Origin of the sequence: Flavivirga jejuensis (assembly GCF_030540765.1) — a bacterium.
GTDB lineage: Bacteria > Bacteroidota > Bacteroidia > Flavobacteriales > Flavobacteriaceae > Flavivirga > Flavivirga jejuensis.
This window is the reverse complement of the sequence record NZ_JAUOEL010000008.1, coordinates 1-16,500: the sequence shown is the minus strand read 5'-3', so window position 1 is coordinate 16,500 and position 16,500 is coordinate 1. Positions and strand designations below refer to the sequence as shown.

Annotated in this window: 17 protein-coding genes; 1 reads left to right on the top strand and 16 read right to left on the bottom strand. The window is 28.9% G+C overall.

All coding sequences use genetic code 11. From position 1 onward, the window contains the following. Window positions 1–33 precede the first annotated feature (33 nt). From Q4Q40_RS19470 to Q4Q40_RS19420, 11 genes are all read right to left on the bottom strand, one after another. Window positions 34–1,200, bottom strand: a complete 1,167-nt coding sequence (locus Q4Q40_RS19470) for a glycosyltransferase family 4 protein (RefSeq protein ID WP_303303672.1) — start codon at window positions 1,198–1,200, stop codon at window positions 34–36. Continuing rightward, window positions 1,197–2,429, bottom strand: coding sequence for a glycosyltransferase family 4 protein (locus Q4Q40_RS19465; protein WP_303303671.1), 1,233 nt, complete (start codon window positions 2,427–2,429; stop codon window positions 1,197–1,199). Before Q4Q40_RS19465 ends, Q4Q40_RS19470 begins: the two co-directional genes overlap by 4 nt. Then, window positions 2,422–3,426: a hypothetical protein gene (locus tag Q4Q40_RS19460; RefSeq protein ID WP_303303670.1), complete on the bottom strand. Its 1,005-nt coding sequence runs from the start codon at window positions 3,424–3,426 to the stop codon at window positions 2,422–2,424. Before Q4Q40_RS19460 ends, Q4Q40_RS19465 begins: the two co-directional genes overlap by 8 nt. Continuing rightward, window positions 3,413–4,666 carry a P-loop NTPase family protein gene (locus tag Q4Q40_RS19455; protein WP_303303669.1) on the bottom strand — a complete coding sequence of 418 codons (1,254 nt, stop codon included), beginning with the start codon at window positions 4,664–4,666 and terminating at the stop codon, window positions 3,413–3,415. Before Q4Q40_RS19455 ends, Q4Q40_RS19460 begins: the two co-directional genes overlap by 14 nt. A 2-nt stretch (window positions 4,667–4,668) precedes the next feature. Beyond that, a complete protein-coding gene (locus Q4Q40_RS19450; RefSeq protein WP_303303668.1) occupies window positions 4,669–5,184 on the bottom strand; it encodes an acyltransferase in 516 nt (171 codons plus the stop codon). A gap of 1 nt (window position 5,185) precedes the next feature. Then, window positions 5,186–6,298, bottom strand: a complete 1,113-nt coding sequence (locus Q4Q40_RS19445) for a glycosyltransferase family 4 protein (protein WP_303303667.1) — start codon at window positions 6,296–6,298, stop codon at window positions 5,186–5,188. Between the two features lie 2 nt (window positions 6,299–6,300). After that, the gene (locus Q4Q40_RS19440) at window positions 6,301–7,386 is read right to left on the bottom strand and encodes a glycosyltransferase family 4 protein (protein ID WP_303303666.1); all 1,086 of its coding nucleotides are present in this window, start codon (window positions 7,384–7,386) and stop codon (window positions 6,301–6,303) included. Then, the gene (locus tag Q4Q40_RS19435; RefSeq protein ID WP_303303665.1) at window positions 7,386–8,669 is read right to left on the bottom strand and encodes an O-antigen ligase family protein; all 1,284 of its coding nucleotides are present in this window, start codon (window positions 8,667–8,669) and stop codon (window positions 7,386–7,388) included. The genes Q4Q40_RS19440 and Q4Q40_RS19435 overlap by 1 nt, the downstream gene beginning before the upstream one ends. Continuing rightward, window positions 8,666–9,952, bottom strand: coding sequence for an MATE family efflux transporter (locus Q4Q40_RS19430; protein ID WP_303303664.1), 1,287 nt, complete (start codon window positions 9,950–9,952; stop codon window positions 8,666–8,668). Before Q4Q40_RS19430 ends, Q4Q40_RS19435 begins: the two co-directional genes overlap by 4 nt. A gap of 72 nt (window positions 9,953–10,024) precedes the next feature. Further along, the gene (locus tag Q4Q40_RS19425) at window positions 10,025–10,216 is read right to left on the bottom strand and encodes a hypothetical protein (protein WP_303303663.1); all 192 of its coding nucleotides are present in this window, start codon (window positions 10,214–10,216) and stop codon (window positions 10,025–10,027) included. An 18-nt stretch (window positions 10,217–10,234) separates the two neighbouring features. Next, on the bottom strand, window positions 10,235–10,936 hold the full coding sequence (locus tag Q4Q40_RS19420; protein WP_303303662.1) for a hypothetical protein: 702 nt from the start codon (window positions 10,934–10,936) through the stop codon (window positions 10,235–10,237). A 191-nt stretch (window positions 10,937–11,127) separates the two neighbouring features. On the opposite strand from Q4Q40_RS19420, the gene Q4Q40_RS19415 reads away from it, so the two are divergent. After that, window positions 11,128–11,433, top strand: coding sequence for a group II intron maturase-specific domain-containing protein (locus Q4Q40_RS19415; RefSeq protein ID WP_303303661.1), 306 nt, complete (start codon window positions 11,128–11,130; stop codon window positions 11,431–11,433). Window positions 11,434–11,756: 323 nt separating this feature from the next. Here the strand turns inward: Q4Q40_RS19415 and Q4Q40_RS19410 are convergent, their stop codons facing one another. From Q4Q40_RS19410 to Q4Q40_RS19390, 5 genes are all read right to left on the bottom strand, one after another. Beyond that, window positions 11,757–13,046, bottom strand: coding sequence for a serine hydrolase domain-containing protein (locus Q4Q40_RS19410; protein WP_303303660.1), 1,290 nt, complete (start codon window positions 13,044–13,046; stop codon window positions 11,757–11,759). 135 nt (window positions 13,047–13,181) lie between these two features. Then, on the bottom strand, window positions 13,182–13,937 hold the full coding sequence (locus tag Q4Q40_RS19405; protein WP_303303659.1) for a hypothetical protein: 756 nt from the start codon (window positions 13,935–13,937) through the stop codon (window positions 13,182–13,184). Between the two features lie 216 nt (window positions 13,938–14,153). Continuing rightward, on the bottom strand, window positions 14,154–14,714 hold the full coding sequence (locus Q4Q40_RS19400) for a DUF2004 domain-containing protein (RefSeq protein ID WP_303303658.1): 561 nt from the start codon (window positions 14,712–14,714) through the stop codon (window positions 14,154–14,156). Between the two features lie 436 nt (window positions 14,715–15,150). Beyond that, window positions 15,151–15,573, bottom strand: a complete 423-nt coding sequence (locus Q4Q40_RS19395; RefSeq protein ID WP_303303657.1) for a VOC family protein — start codon at window positions 15,571–15,573, stop codon at window positions 15,151–15,153. A gap of 238 nt (window positions 15,574–15,811) precedes the next feature. Continuing rightward, a complete protein-coding gene (locus Q4Q40_RS19390; protein ID WP_303303656.1) occupies window positions 15,812–16,318 on the bottom strand; it encodes a hypothetical protein in 507 nt (168 codons plus the stop codon). Window positions 16,319–16,500: the final 182 nt, after the last annotated feature.

Sequence of the window (16,500 nt, the reverse complement as noted above, 5' to 3'; positions counted from 1 at the left end):
CGTAAAGTTAAAATCACTTTGATAAGTGATTTTTTATAATTTAAGAATTAAATTATATACAAATAATAAAGATTCATAATAAGCATTAACACTATATTTTTCTTTTACCATACTATAGCCATTTGAACCTAGTCGTTTTAACTTGTTATTATCGTCCCAAATGTTAGAAAGTACTTTGGCAAGATCTTCTACATTCTTTGGTTCAAATAAGATACCATTATAACCATCTTCTGCAATTTCAGGATAGCCAGCCATTCTTGGAGCTATTATGGGGAGTTTATAAGCCATAGCTTCTGGAAATACCATAGGAAACCCTTCATAACATACGCTTGTATGTAAATATAATCTAGCCTTAGAATAAAACACTTTCATTTCATCAGCGTTTAACATTCCTCTTAATTTAACATTAAAGGGAATTTCTAATTCTTTTTGATATCCTTTTCGCATTAAACCAGCCATTTGAAAATTAATGTGTGGCAATTTTTTTGCTGCTGCCAATAAAATGGGGATTCCTTTTTCTGGACTTATACGCCCAGCAAAAGCAATATAGTTGCGCTCATTAATATTATAATCTATATCGATAAGTGTTTTGCTGTATATGTTGGGGATTACAAAACACTTATTTGCTTCAAATTGATTTGCTATAAGTTTGTTTTTTTGAAAGCTTGTTAAACATAAATAGGCATCAACATTATCTATATAATATTTTTTTCTTCTTGCCCACATATTTCTAAAAGCATAACCTGTACTTTTAAAAATAGACCCTTCGCAGTTATTAGTAATACAATTTAATTCTTTACCCAAACCTGTACATTTTTCACAAATAGTTCCATTAGTATAAAATAAACCGTTAGGGCAAAGTAATCTGTAATTATGTACAGTCATAACTATAGGAATTCCAATCTTTTTAATCTCTGGTAAGATTGCAGGCGATATGATTGGATAAAGATTATGAATATGAACAAGGTCTGGTGCCTCCTTATATATTAATTTTTTGATATCGTGTATTACTTTAGAATTATGAAATGCCGAAAAAAAAGCTTTGATTTTACCATTGGCTTGATTTTCTAATTCTTCACTACTTCTAAAATAAGTAATAACTTGATGGTTATTAGATTTTAAAAGATCTATCTGGGCATCAACAACAGCCTCTTCGCCACTGTATTTTCCATATTTATTATGAATGATAAGTATCTTCATTCAAGTAAGTTTGAGTAAATGGTATTTAGTTTTTTGATTTTTTGTTTCCAAGAAAAATCTTTAGATCTATTTAAAGCGCCAATAGCTAATTGTTTTCTTAAATTTTCATCTTTATAAAGTAATTCGATAGCTTCTTTGAAATCATTATAAATATTATTGATGTTGCCCAATTCAATTTTTATGCCGCAACTTTTATTCACTACAAACGAAAAACCGCAATGGTCTAAACAAACTATTGGCAAACCTAACGAAATAGCTTCAAGAGTAATGGTAGAAGTTAGGTCTTTTAAGCTGGTAATGCATAATAAATGACCTTTTTGCATAATATTTAAACCATCATTTTTTTGAACCCATCCATGCCATTTACAATGTCTAGAAATATTTAATTTTTTGGCTAGAGATTTCCAATTGTCGGTTTCCTTTCCAATACCTAAAACGTGCAATTGCCAATTAATTTTAGTATCTAATAACACCAAACTTCTTAGTAAAATATTCAATGCTTTTCCAGAGGTATGCTGTCCCGACCAAACTATTTGTAATGCTTCCTTTTCTTGCCTATCATTTATCTTAATATCTAAAGACCCATTAGTTCCAACTTCTGTTATAATTTCTGATGACTTTTTCCATAATTTCAGAATGTCTTTTTGAATATCTGGTGTCGCAGCTATTAGTGCTGATACTTTCTTTTTTGCTGCTAATCGTGGTCGTTTTAAAAAAGACTTCTGAATTGTGTTGATAATATTTCGTCCTCCATAAAATAGTTTACCATGCCTATTTAATACAGAAAATAAATGCCACGGTACATTTTGAGTGCCACCAATAGGTCCCCAAACAAATGGTTTTTCTATTTTCCAGAGATAACCAGGTTCTCTGTAACCAACCATGTTTAATTGATGTATAATATCAAAATTTTCCTTTGCATCTAATTGTTTTGCTAAACGATATGCTTTTTTTTGCCATGCTTTATAAAACCAATAATAGGAGGGAGGCCATATTTTTCTTAATGTTCTGTTTCTTTTTTTTCGAATGAAATAAAAATGACTATTGGTTATTTTTTTTTCTTTTATATAGTCTTGAATGTCCTTTTGCCATTTTTCTTTTTCAGTAATAACATGAACTTCGTGATGATGGCTTAGTTCTTTTATAAAACTCCAACCCATACCAGGTTCAGAACCTCTATAGGGGCTACACGCATAGCACGAAACAAGTATTTTTAGGCGTTTATTCACAAATATGGTTTAACATGTTATCATGAAATTGATAGGTTTGACCTATTTTTTTTAATCTAATAATTTCTTTTATTAGGAATAGAGATACTATATCTTTTACTTCAATATTATTTATTTTATTGAATATATAGAGAGCAAGTTCTTTTGGGTTTTTCTTTTTAAGAAGTCTTCCTACTTGAAAGTGATATTTTATTAAATCGAAATATTCGATACCGTTTTCAACAAAAAATTCAAAATCAAAAGGTATTATACCTTCATTCGTTTTAACAATATTCCAAGGCGTAAAATCGCCATGCTCAAAAGCTTCATGGTAATGAATGGTTGAACGTTTTACTATACGATCTATTTTTGATTTATATGATTTTAATTGTAAAGTTTCAATATCTGCATACAAGTCTTTTATTCTTTGATGATCAATTAACTGAAAGGTATTTTCCTTTTTTAACTTAAAAATCAATGTTTCAATAGCTTTATCTGCTAAATTTTCAATGTCTCCTTTTAATTCCGATAAAATAAAATAGGGGATACTATTGTAGGTATCTTCTAAAATAAATGATTTTATAATGTTTTTTTTAGAAAGTAATGTAATGGCTTTTTTTTCATTATTTATATTGTCTATACCCACTTTATTTAATGGAAATTTTAAATATCCATATACTCTTTTATTTGATTGTAATTGTAAAACTACTTTATCTTTATCGGTTGCATGATAAACAGAAATGCTAAATTTGGTATTTAATTTATTTTCTAAATGTTTAATAAAATCTGATTTTTGATGCGATTTTGTTTTAACTAAACTAAGTGTCAATTTGTTAAAGTTGACAAATAAAAACTGACTAATTTTTTTTAAAACTTTAGCTTTAAAAGAGAAGGGGTTATATAGTTTATATGCATTTTGAGAGGTTTTAGCATCGCTAACAGCTAAAATTACTTTTGGATGTTTTGTATTTGGTAGATACAAGTATGTATCTTCTGAAAAAAAGCTAATATCTCTCATTCATTTTTTTCATTAGGATAGAATAAACGTCTTTTACAATACTGTCTGGCGATCTATTTACGTCAATATGATAATACTGTTTCCCATTTGTTAGTGCTTTATAATTTTTAATCTGTGCTTGCAACTCACTAAATTCAACTTCTTGTTTTCTATTATAAATAACATCAGCGTTTGTGGTAAGAATAAAATAAAGTTCTGGTTTACGTATAAAAAAGCGTATTAATTTTGCCACTCTTTTAGAACCTCCATATCGGTATCGTTTTTTATCTACAATTAAATCGTCATAATACCTATCGAAGATAACTAATGTTGATTTGATTTTTAAAAGGTATATGTTTTTTAACCAGCCTAAATTATATTGATATACAAAAAATAAGAGCTTAACATACGATTTTAATTTAGAATATGGTGCGCACTCATGAGGGTTAACGGTTGCTATACTTTTATTATTAGTTATAATTGGCTTTAAATGAAAGTAAGTTGTTTTTCTAAAAGGCAAGGTTTTATGTGTTAATCCATCTATTATTGTTGATTTTCCTGAGCCATCTGGCCCTAAAAAAGAAATGGTGATTCCTGTTGGCTTTATAATGCGTTTAAGAATTCTTAGTTTGTCTTTAAATCTATCGTTTAGAGGTATTTTAGGATTACTAACGATATCTTTTCTTAGAGTCTCTATGCTTTCTAAAAGTTTACTTTTGTTTTTGCTTTGTAACGCTTTAATAACACTATCTGAATGATTTTTAAAACATTGTTTAAGCATTTTTTTACAAAGTGCTTCTTCTTTAAAGAAAAGCATTTGTAAATAATTAAAAACGGTATCTGTAATCTCATTTTTATCAATTTTCTTCAATAAATAGTGAAGAAATTCTTGATGTGTAGCTAGTATATTTATGCCTTTATAGGTAGAAAAGTTTTTGAAAATTTCAGTTTCCGTAAAAAAAGCGGTGTGCTTTCTTTGAAGTTTACCGTAGGTATCTAAGTTTAATATTTTGGTTGTGTTAGGATCGAAAATAAAAATGTTTTTTGCATAAACTTCTTGATGATAAATTTGAACGATCTTGAAGTCATTTAATTTACAAAACCCCTTCAAAATGTGTTCTATTTTAAGGAAATCTTCTTTTTTAAATAGTATATCGACATCTTCGGAAGTATTCGTTTTTTCAAATAATGATTTATAACCATTAATGATAGTATAATCTATAGATTCCTTATGTAAATATTTAAAGAGTTTATGAATCATTTTTAGCTTCTCATTTTTATAACTTTTGCAGGGACTCCACCAATTATACAATAGTCTGGAAACGATTTGGTTACTATAGCGCCTGATGCGATAATACAATGATTCCCTATTTCTACTCCTGGCATAATAATGGCTCGAGTTCCAATCCAAACATCATTACCAATTTTTACTGGCTCCTCTTTAGCTGCTCCTTGTTGGTTTATAGGGATATCTATTCTATCATAGGCATGGGCTGTAGCCATTATTACAATATCGGGTCCCATTAGTATATCGTCTCCTAAAATAATTTCTCCTCCTAATTTTGCGTTTTGACCTAATTGTGTTCTATTTCCAATAGTTAACCGTTCCCCATTTCCAAAGTAACAATGATCTTTTACGAATATGTTATCTCCACATTTTTTTACTATTCGTTTAACTAAAAAACGTCTAACCCCGTAAAATAATTTATATCCAGGGAAAGGTTGCATAGGTAAATGTTGCGCTATAGCATAATAAAAAAACAAGTAGATTTTTCTCATTTTAATTGATGTTTGTTAATGTTTTAAAAAAGTCTTTAGCCTTATTCTCAATGGTGTATTTTGATACCGAATTTAGAGCATATAATGACATTTTTTCCAGGTTATTTATCGTGTCATTTATACAGTTAGTAAAATCTTCTTGTGGGTGTAATACATAACCATTCTTAGTGTTTTCAATAATTGATGATGCTCCTGCATTTTCAGAGCATATAACTGGGAGTCCAGAAGCTAATGCTTCTATAACGACATAACCAAATGTGTCTCTATTTGATGGAAATACAAAAATGTCTGATGCTTTATAATATTTTTTTAATTCTACTCCTTCTTTGCGACCAACAAGTCTTATTCTATCTGATACTTTATGATCTTTGATCTTTGCTTCATAAGAATCTTTTAAATCGCCTTTACCGATTAGATACAGTTCACAATTAGGCATCAATATAACTTCATCTATAAGTTTTTCTAAGTTTTTTAAAGGGATGTAATTACTAACACTTAACAAGACAGTTTTGTCTTTTGAAAATCCTAATGCTTCTTTAAGTTTAGATTTACTTTCTAATTTTTCAATACTATTTTTCCATTCAATAACATCAATTGTTTGTACTGATTTTTTAATATCAACATTAGGAAAACGTTCTTTCAAGTATGTAACCGTTAAGTCTGAAGAAGCAATAAAAGCAGTGGTTTTTCTTGCTATAAAATTTCTCAAAGTATTTCGAATTACAGAATTATTCGTTTCGGTTTGTTTTATTGCATCTGTAAGTATTAGAAGTTTGCATTTAAAAAAAGATTTAAAGAAAGCGATATACAAACTAGGAAACCAAAACGCAACACTAACTACTATATCTGGATTTTCTTTTTTTATTTGAAACAAAAAACTTGGGTTTAATTGCGTGCGATAAGAAACAGCAAAACGCTTTAAGTTTGTTTTACCTTTTATTATTTTCAAGTTGTAAGTCATATTATCATCAATGAAATTTTCGACTTTCCATTGACTATGTAATCCTGGTTGATTTCCAAAACTATAAACTACTAATTCTAAATGCTTACCCAACTCATTAAAGAATTTATGGTTAATTGGGTATAATGGCGGATGTAAAACAACAACTTTCATATTTAGTTCATCAGATTTTTATAGAGTTTATTATAATCTTCAACAAATCGTTTTACCGAAAATTGAGTTTCTGCATAAAGTTTGGCATTTTTAGCAAGTTTGTTTGCTAAATCAGGATTTTCTATAAGCTTTATTATAGCATCTGCCCATTGTTGTGCATCAAATGCATTTACCAAAAGACCTGTTTCATTGTTTTTAATAAGCTCAGGGAGTGCACCAGCATTAGAAACTATAATGGGCTTTTCTTCTACCATAGCTTCTGCTACAGCAATTCCAAAACCTTCAACATAACATGGGTGCGCAAAAATGTTTGTTCTATTATATAAATCCCCAATATTTTTTTGATAGCCTAGAAGTTTAAAGTTTTTACTCAAATGTTTTTCTAATAGCTGTTTTTCAAAGTTTTCTTTTTCAGGACCATCTCCAGCGATCAAAAATTGAATCTGATCGTAATTTTTTTCTAAGAGAATTACCATACAATCTATTAATACTTGTACATTTTTAATTTTAGATAAACCCGAAACGCAAAGTATATTTATAGTGCCTTGTTCTTTATTTAGAATATTATGTTTTATACTATTGGGTTTATTTGTGCCATTGTAAATTACAAGCCCTTTAGAATGTTTTAGTTTAGGGTATATTTTTATTTTTTCAGTTTTTACATATTCCGATATGTATATAAAAGTATCAACTTTATTATATAATATATTTAAAAGTTTTTTTCTGTACCCTGAAGGTGATAATGACCCAACAAAAGCAACAATCAATTTTACTTTGGGTCTTAATATTTTTAAAATTCCTGCTAATAACTCACCAAAAAAGAATTGTGATTGAATAATTTCTATATTATAAGTATCAATGATCTTTAATAAATTACTAATGTGTTTTAAAATATTTCTTTTGTGATCGCCTACAAAAATTTTTGCTCCAGACTGAATAAAATCATCCTTAAATTCTTTAGCATAAGCATTTGTCCATACATACAAATAACATTCATTAGGAGCGTGTTTTATTAGATCTAATGTTTTTTTGGGAGTGCCTCCAAATTTATTGAATGATGGTAATATGTAAAGAATTTTTATAGCCATTAAATAATAATATTATTGGTTATTACTTGCTTTTCTATGCTGTCTTCATTGCTAGATAATAAAAAATGAAAAGCTATTACTCCTGGTACGATACCGTGTGCAAAAGTGAAAACCGACCATGTATAATTAATAAATACATATTGCATTAAATAAATAGACATAGCTAGAGATAACGGGTTTTTATATGATTTTAAAAAACCTCGCGAATAATATATAATCAATACTAAAATTAATAGTATAGTGCCAATGTACCCAAATTTTATAAGTAGATCTACATACCCAGAATCTATTACGGTAAACCGTTCCATAAACCTATTAGATCCTGAGATTTTTATTTCTTTCATAAAACTCGATGATTGATGGATAAAACCGTACCCTAGATTTTTTTGCTTGTTTATGGCTTCCCATCTAAATTCATTATAGATATCTCTCGCATTTAACGAGGTATCCTCTCCTGTTATAATAGCTTCAACATTAACCACTATTTTTTCATATAAACCACTTATCGATATTAACGCTATTGAAGTGATTATAAATGTTATGAAAATAAATCGGCTAACTATATATTTATTTAATTCGAGCCTTTTGTCGTACACGTATTTATATAGAATAAAACCAATAAATGTCATAATAGTTAAGCTAAGATGCGCTGCAAAAAAAACGCCTAAAAAAAGTAGTAGGATTGTAACACGGTCTTTCATACTTCTAATAGTCTCAAATTTTATTTTAATGGCATAAATAAATATGGTTAGACTAATGTAAGTTGGAAAAAAAGTACGAACGTAACTTTCGTTATAGTAGACTGGCGGAACAAATTGCAAAGATATTTTTCCGATGATATAAATTAAACTTAAATATATGCCTATAAACTTAATGAAACCTAAAAGTTGTTTATTATCTATTCTATCGCGATATACTATCATATAAAGAAAAAGAAAATAAAACCATGTTTCTTTACTAGCCATGAATGACAAATACAAAGAAGAATTATTGTCTAAGAAAGGTTTAATAATACCGTATGCTAACATTAATAGTATAAAATAGATAAACCACTGTGTTTTTTTAGGCATTATATACCACCCTTTCTGAAAAAACACACTTATAATCGCTATTATATTAAGCCCGAAATAACCAATTTCCACGCCACCAATAATAAATGATGAAGGATCTATAAAACCTAAAAATTTGGTAGTAGCTAATAAATAATATACTAAGAAATAATTAGGGTGTTTAACTGCTAGAATTAATGCTATAGCATAAAAAAATAATAAAGCTATGATCATATTTCTACAGTTTTTTTCCATTTATTATTAAAGACGAAAGCAAAAAATATGGCTATAGCACTAATAAATAATCCTATACTGTAGGCGTATATAAATCTATAAATTAACTCAAGATCCTTTAACACAAAAAATATAATGATACCGAATACAGGAACGATTAGCTTCAATAAAAAAGCCTTAGTTAATTGATTGTTTCCTAAAAAATATCTGTAAAATATTTCAACAATAGCTACGGTGCCTAATGAAAGGATGAGTCCGAAAGTAATAGTGTATAATAGGTTAGTATCATTTCTTTCCAGATTTAAAAAATGTAAAAAATAATTACCAAAGAAATAGTATCCAATAATTATAACTAAAAATAGTGCTATAGACACATAAAAAATCTTATAGGAAACTTTAGTCATTTTTTCTGAATTAGCTTTTATTTCTTTTGAAAAAACAGCAAACATTGGAGTTGCCAGAGACAAAATAAAACTATTTGCTAACATGGCTATTTTGAACGATAAATCGAATAGGGCATACAGACCAACATCGGCTACCAGAAGAATAAATATGTATCTCATTAATGGCATAATCATACTGTTAATGAGTCCGATATTTAAAAAAGCAAATGATCTTTTTAAAACATACTTAATAGTCTCTTTATTAACTCTTACAATTTTAATTGTCGTTTTAATTTTAATATAACTTAGATTAAAAAGAAACATTAGAAGTGTTAGTACAAATGGGATTAATATGTATACCACAATTTGGTTAGTAAAAAAACTGATTATAAAAATAGTTAGATATAGAAGTGGTGTGTAAATTGTTAAGGTTAAATTAACAATATGAATCATATACTTAGCTTCTAATATGGTTCTACACAGATTATTTAGTAGCATTAATACTAATAGGGAAAAACCGATATTAAGGAGTATGAACTTATTCTGCTCATCAAGATTTAAATCACTCCCCAGTATATCTATGGAAAGCATTTGTAGCACAATAAATATTATTAGTAAAATACTTATTATAAAAAGATTAATATATAATGCCGAAGAAACTACTTTGTTTTCTGAAATTTTATTTTCACCACTTAATAAAATAACGGCTTTAGATAATCCCAGATCAATAAGAGAAGAAACACCACTAAATAATAGTGTAAGGCTAACAATGCCATAAAGCTCTAAGCCAACTCTTTTTATTATCAATGGTAATAATAATAACGTAACTAATGAGACGGTAAGTGTTTTACTCGTAGATATTAAAAAATTTTTCTTTAAATATTTAGAAATGTTTTCCAATGGTCGTTATTTCAAAATTAGATATTAATATATGCTTAGAATAGCATGATTATTGTTTTGAATATGTGGTTGTTATTTTATTGAAGTTTTTCTAATAGTCTCAATATTATTACAGTACCAATTATAAGTATTTATTATTCCTTGTTTTAATTCAATTTCAGCTTTCCATCCTAATTTGTTAAGTTTAGAAACATCAAGAAGCTTTCGAGGTGTTCCATCTTGACCAGTTATTCCTGTGATTAACGCTATTTTTGTTGTATTCATTATAGTCAGTTTTTCCGCTTAAAATTTTCTTCTTGAATTATACCAATCTGCATGTCTTCTCCTTTTTCCTAAATAAAATTGAATTCCAAATAAGATATTAATAAAACCTCCACGTACTTTTTCTCTGTTTAAAAATAATAATTCACCGTTATAAGAATATTGCTGTTCAGTATTTATTACGTAAGAAAAATCAGTATATATTACTAAATCATTTGAATATCTATATTGTGGTTTTAGACCAAATATTAAATTTCCAATCCTTTCAAAGTTTTTTGTGTTATAAGGTGTTAACCCGAATGTAAACTCTCCACCATTTTTAAAACGTTTAATAGATTCAGGGTACGCATAAGTTATGCCCATACCTGCATGGAGTAATATATTAAAGCTTTGGCTATTAATTATATTAAGTTTATTAGTTATGTTAAATACAGCTTCCAGGCTTAGTCTGTGATACCCATTGCCAATATTTTTATTCCTTTTGTTTTGAAACCTATCATTGGCATAATCGATTTTTAAACCGAAAAATTCATCAAACATATATCTTACACCAATATCAAAATGTCTGGGAATTATATAATCTGAAACTTTTATATCGTCTTTCGGTTTTGTAGGAATGTTGAAGCCATACGCTGCTTCAACTGAAAATACGTTATATTTCTTTTGGGAAAATAAAAGCTGACTAAAACATAGTAAAAAAACAAAAGAATAATACCTTTTCAATTTAAAATATTTTTTGGTGGTAATTTTTCTACAATTTAATTAATATTATATGAAATTTCTCAATAAATTTAATGTTTTTGATTACATCATTATTTACTTAAAATATTGTTATTAAGTTTTGCCGGAAATATTATGTTAGATGTACTGGATAAAGAGATGAAACGAAAAGCGATGCAAAGCGGATAGGGAATATGGTTTATAATTTTCTAAAAGAAAAACTAAAGCTACCTACTGGCAAAGCCAAAAGCAGTATATATCGTCCCGTAAATTTCGAATTATTGGGACATGGATTTGTACCCATCTATAAAAAGGGAGTAAAAGGACACTACCAATTAGTAGTAGCTAAGAAAAGTTGGGGGAAGTTTAAACGTAAGCTCAAAAGTATCACCAAGAAAACCAAACCAATGTCATTGTTTGAACGCTTAGAATGGCTTAATCAAGTCTGTCGAGGGTGGGTGGTCAATTGGTTGTTAATCAACACTCTATTCCAAAGTTAAAAAACTAGATGAGTGGCTAAGAAATACGTTGAGATATTGCATTTGGTATGATTGGAAAAAGTTAGAAAGGAAACGAAAAAACTAATCAGATTAGGAATAGAAAACAGACAAGCATACGTTTGGAGTAGAACCCGAGTGGGAGGCTGGCCAGCCTCCCAAAGTCCAATTCTAAGAACTACCATCACTATTTCTAGACTAAAGCGAAAAGGATATAAATCTTTGACAGATTATATTAATAATAAGCAAACTTCAATTTGGTGAACCGCTGTATACGAGACTCTACGCACGGTGGTGTGAGAGGCGCAGTAGCTACATTTAAGTCGTCACTCGTTTACACGATTATGTGCTGGCTTTTCTATGTTCAATTTATCAAAATATTCATTCATTTTATCCCAAACAGCATAGTATTCTAATTCTTTCGCACGTTCATCATTCCCCATGTCTGTATTAATTACAATGTATCTACCAGTTTTTTTCTCTTTATCAAAATACATCCAAGTTCCAACTCCTGCATCTCCGCCTGAATGTCCTATGTAACCTAATGCGCTATGTCCAATGAATATAGCAGGACTATAGTCTCCGTTATAGGGGTTCCCTGCATTTCGTGATTCAAAGTTTTGTTCTTCTAATTGTTCTGTAAAGAGCTCTTTATAGCTTTCGTTTGAAAGTAATGTACCTTTACCACAATATCCCATAATCAACTCAGATAAATATTTTGCCATATCGCTACTTGATGAAATAAGCATTCCATCAGGATAAGTTATAGCTGTATAAAAAGGTAAAAGGGTATTGTCATTTCTATATAATCTTGAATGCTTTTTTATATCAACATCTGCTAGTGACCAACCTGTCGAATTCATACCTAATGGTTTTAATATATGTTCTTTAGTAAACGAGTCAAATGATTGTCCATTTGCTTTTTCAATAACTAATGCACATAAAGTAGCACCTATGTTTGAATAGTTATATCGTTCTCCTGGTTTGAAATTTATATAATTATCATCTTGATAATAAGCTCCATTTACTTCTAAATATCCGTTTAAATATTCTTCCATTGGTATATTTAGTTCAGACGGATTCAATTTTTGAGCGGGATAATTTGAACTTACTTTTGTTAAGTCCTGGTCTTTTGTAAGAATCCAAGCTCTTTCCATATACTGCTCGTTAGTATCATTAATACCAGAAGTATGAGTAGCTAATTGTCTTATAGTTATTATTTCATTCGGATAATTGGGGTTTATTACCTTAAATGGTAAATAGTCTTGAATCGGGTCGTCTAAACTTAGTTTCCCCATTTCTTTAGCTTTCATTAAAGCAATACCAATTAGGGTTTTAGAAACAGAAGCAATATGCTGTATGGTGTTTTTAGTGTACTTCTCTTTTGTTTCAAGGTTAGCTAATCCAAATCCTTTTTCATAGAGCACTCCATCTTGGTTGACCATTGCAACCGCAAATCCATTTATTTGTCCATTTTTTTGAATAGAATCCAATTCCGCTGTTAAAGAATCCTTCACAATTTGGTTTTCACTTATTGGGTTGTCGGTGTTTTTTTTACTTTGATTACACGATAAAAAGGTAATTCCTATTGTTAGTACTAAAGCTAATTTTTTCATTTGTTCTTTTGGTTTCTTTTATGGATTAAAAAATAAGATTCTTGTTACAGTTCGTCTTTCCGTTTGCTCATAGCGGTTTGTATAAGGATAGTTATATGATTAAGCAATTATTTTTACATTTTGTTGCAATAGTTTTTATTTAATTTTATTGAATTCTTTATCTCCAGTTATGTTATCTATATGTGAAAATTGAGCAACTGCATATGGGTAAGCAACATCTATTCCACATCTTAAATAATATTCTTGTCCTTTTTTAATGTCAAGAGAGAATTCTTTTTTTTGTCCTTTTTGATTAATGGCTGTAAATGTGTGAACCCCAAAGTCCTTTATCTTATATGATGTTTTGTCTCCATTCTTTAAATTGGTTATCAAAGTATTATTATCTAAATAAATATCAAATTTCACGACCATTGCTGTGATAGCACTTGGTCGATATAAATAAACTATGGCATAATCCGAATCCTTATCAAGTTTTGAGACCATTCTAGAATTGTTATACTGATTAATAGATTCTAACAAATTGGAGTCAAAACTTTTATATAGTTTGGCTTTAAGTTTATAACAATTATTTAGAGAGTTTGGCTTTTTTAAATTGTAAATACTAATAATGTTGGCACCAAATTTTCTCGATTCTAATTTAAAGTCATTAATAATTTCTGTATAACCACATCCTTTTGTTATTGATTTAGGTGATTCATAAAACTTCTTATTAGGTCCTTTGATTTCTGCAATGAATGATGCCTTTTCTAGGTCTAGGCTAGATTCATTATTAATTACGAGAATTTCTTCTTTTTCACTTAAAGGTTCTTCTTTTGTATTTTGAATTAAAGTCTTGTACCTTGGAGAACAGCTTGTTATTATTAGTATGAGTAGGATTAATTTAATTCTCATTTTTTTCGGGGAATTATTGCTAATGGCTTCAGCTATGGTTAGTACGGGAATTAAAAAGCGATTAATTTTCGATTAAACACTTAGCAAAACTTTTTATTTTATTTTTTCATTTTTAAAGCCAAATTAAAAATTTGGAGGTCTTTGCAAATAAACGATAACCTTTCGATTTCACACTTGCCTAGCTATGTTTTATAAACCGTGTTAGCAGTAGTCTTTTCAACTTTCCCACGTTATATAATCCAAAGTTCCATCTTGATTAATATTCAAAACCAAAAGCTGATTACAAGGTTCTCCATCAATATCAATCGAGTAATCAAATGTTGCAAAATAAGAAGCTTGAGGATAAATTCCAACCCTTATTAAGTTCAGTTTTTCCATTAAAAGACTATTCCTTGATTTTTTTCTATTTTTCAAGTCAATTATTCCAGATAATTCACTTTCATCAAGTTCATCAAGATAGAAATTCAAATAGTCTGATGTCATACTTACGTCTTGTTCTGAGTCCTCTTTTATATAATTACGATTTTGATTATCAAATTCAGATATTCTGTTCACGAATTCTAATATTTGATTTAATTCCGATTGATTTGTTGATTCCGTCTCAAAATTTAAGTCTAGATTAATTTTTCTATTTCCGAAATTTAAAGTCCAATCATAATAATCTTCAAGTTTTCCCAAGTCAATTTCTGAAAAATCTGGTTTTTCCAAACTTGGGATTTCCTCATTGTTATTTTCAGTTTCTTTTATATCTCTTTTAAAAAAATCAAATATTCCCATTTTCGATTGTTTGGTCAGATTACAGCTAACAAGTTAGATATAGTTACCATGGTAACTATATTTCCATTAGTATGAGAGGCTAAATTAGTAAACCTTTTATGTTTTTAAATTTTACTTTAGGACTAATTAATTCACTCCAACGTAATCCTCAAGAATGTAACAAGTTAATAATATTTAAGCAAGTTCACGTATCAAATCGAGATAAGAGGTTTTTTTAGTGACCGATCTGGGATCAGAACTTATAGCTTAAACACCAGTATTTATAAGTCATTTGCTAATTTTCACATGCGCTGTTGACGAATTGTGAACCTTGCTGTTATTTAATTTTTTTATGTTAAATTAACTTTTGTGAGTACACAATTATGGCTCTGCCTCCTTTAGATAGTTGGTTTCAAGAAATTCTTTATTTCCTGTTTTCATTTTCAGTTAGATTGGTTTAAATTTCAGAATCATAACAAACAAATTCAACAATATTTGATTCAGGGTCTTTGATAAAGATTGATTTCCATTTAATCCACTCAAAAACTTCCGTTACATATTCGATATTATTCTTTTTAAAGAAATTTAATAAGTTCTCATAGTCTTTTTTATCAATTTCAAGCGCAAAATGATGTAAAGTACTACTTGCTGTTTTAATACCTTTAAACTTTTCATTAAAGGCATTTAGGTTTGATTTAGCGAATAATGCAAGAGTCTGATTATGACCTCCATATCCAACTGCGATTTTGAAAAAAGTATAATTTTCAGATTCATTTACTAATTCAAGTCCAATAGTTTGATTATAGAATTTTTTCATCAATTCCATATCTTTAACTCGTAGTACTATTTCTCCTAATCCTTTAATTTTATTATTTATCATTCTGGTTTTTATATTGTTCGTTAAGGAATATTGTTTACACAAGTTAAAGATTAGACTTTATACTAAATTAGTTTCTAACCTTATGTTTGTTTTTTTATTTCTTAATTAATTTCCGATTAAACACTTAGCCAAAACTTTTTATTTTATTTAAAGCCAAACCAAAAAGATTTTACGGACATTATAAAAATACACTAAACTTAGGATTAATCACCGAACGCCATATTTGCTATATACCGTGTTATCTGTATTCTTCTATTTTAAACTTTTTCTGTGTTTGTAAAGTCTCACCGTCAACTTTCTCAATAGAAACAACTTTTTTGCAAATCTGTAATTTATCAGTTAGTCGTTCGGTTATTAATTTCAATTTGATTTTCTGATTATTGTCAATCAAATCCTGGTATGTGTATTTAGTGATTGGCTGATAATCTTCAGTAGTCATATAAACTATGAATTTGGAATCAGAATCTGTCTTAAGGTATATGAATGGACTATTTACCAAATCATGTTTTTCTAATAGTTCTATATGCGCAGTTCTTGTGGAGTCTTGTTTTCTCAGTTCTTCAATTCCGAGACTATCTCTTAATGCAATATAGCCATTGTATAAGCTATCTGGTTGCTGGTAAAAGCTCCCAAGTTTCAACCATGTATAATATAGGTCTCCTTCTAAGTTAGGCTTTTCGAATGCTCTATTCTGACACCCGATAAGTATCAAGAAACAGCTTAGTACTAATATTAATTTTTTCATTCAGTTTTTAGACAGACTGACGTCTGGTATAAATGGTTGTTTTAATGCTGTTTATACATTGTGTGTGCCCAGCATGGGCATCTTTTAATTACCGAAAGGTAAATAAATAATCTAGAGGGTGCAAGTCCCTTATGCGCAGGAGTAACGTCTTGAAGCATTAGTAAGTCGCAAGGGTGAAAATC

Bases quoted from the DNA above. Each gene is read 5' to 3' on its own strand.
- Q4Q40_RS19470 (WP_303303672.1), bottom strand. From the start codon at position 1,200: ATGAAGATACTTATCATTCATAATAAATATGGAAAATACAGTGGCGAA.
- Q4Q40_RS19460 (WP_303303670.1), bottom strand. From the start codon at position 3,426: ATGAGAGATATTAGCTTTTTTTCAGAAGATACATACTTGTATCTACCA.
- Q4Q40_RS19455 (WP_303303669.1), bottom strand. From the start codon at position 4,666: ATGATTCATAAACTCTTTAAATATTTACATAAGGAATCTATAGATTAT.
- Q4Q40_RS19450 (WP_303303668.1), bottom strand. From the start codon at position 5,184: ATGAGAAAAATCTACTTGTTTTTTTATTATGCTATAGCGCAACATTTA.
- Q4Q40_RS19445 (WP_303303667.1), bottom strand. From the start codon at position 6,298: ATGAAAGTTGTTGTTTTACATCCGCCATTATACCCAATTAACCATAAA.
- Q4Q40_RS19440 (WP_303303666.1), bottom strand. From the start codon at position 7,386: ATGGCTATAAAAATTCTTTACATATTACCATCATTCAATAAATTTGGA.
- Q4Q40_RS19435 (WP_303303665.1), bottom strand. From the start codon at position 8,669: ATGATCATAGCTTTATTATTTTTTTATGCTATAGCATTAATTCTAGCA.
- Q4Q40_RS19425 (WP_303303663.1), bottom strand. From the start codon at position 10,216: ATGAATACAACAAAAATAGCGTTAATCACAGGAATAACTGGTCAAGAT.
- Q4Q40_RS19415 (WP_303303661.1), top strand. From the start codon at position 11,128: ATGGTTTATAATTTTCTAAAAGAAAAACTAAAGCTACCTACTGGCAAA.
- Q4Q40_RS19410 (WP_303303660.1), bottom strand. From the start codon at position 13,046: ATGAAAAAATTAGCTTTAGTACTAACAATAGGAATTACCTTTTTATCG.
- Q4Q40_RS19405 (WP_303303659.1), bottom strand. From the start codon at position 13,937: ATGAGAATTAAATTAATCCTACTCATACTAATAATAACAAGCTGTTCT.
- Q4Q40_RS19400 (WP_303303658.1), bottom strand. From the start codon at position 14,714: ATGGGAATATTTGATTTTTTTAAAAGAGATATAAAAGAAACTGAAAAT.
- Q4Q40_RS19395 (WP_303303657.1), bottom strand. From the start codon at position 15,573: ATGATAAATAATAAAATTAAAGGATTAGGAGAAATAGTACTACGAGTT.
- Q4Q40_RS19390 (WP_303303656.1), bottom strand. From the start codon at position 16,318: ATGAAAAAATTAATATTAGTACTAAGCTGTTTCTTGATACTTATCGGG.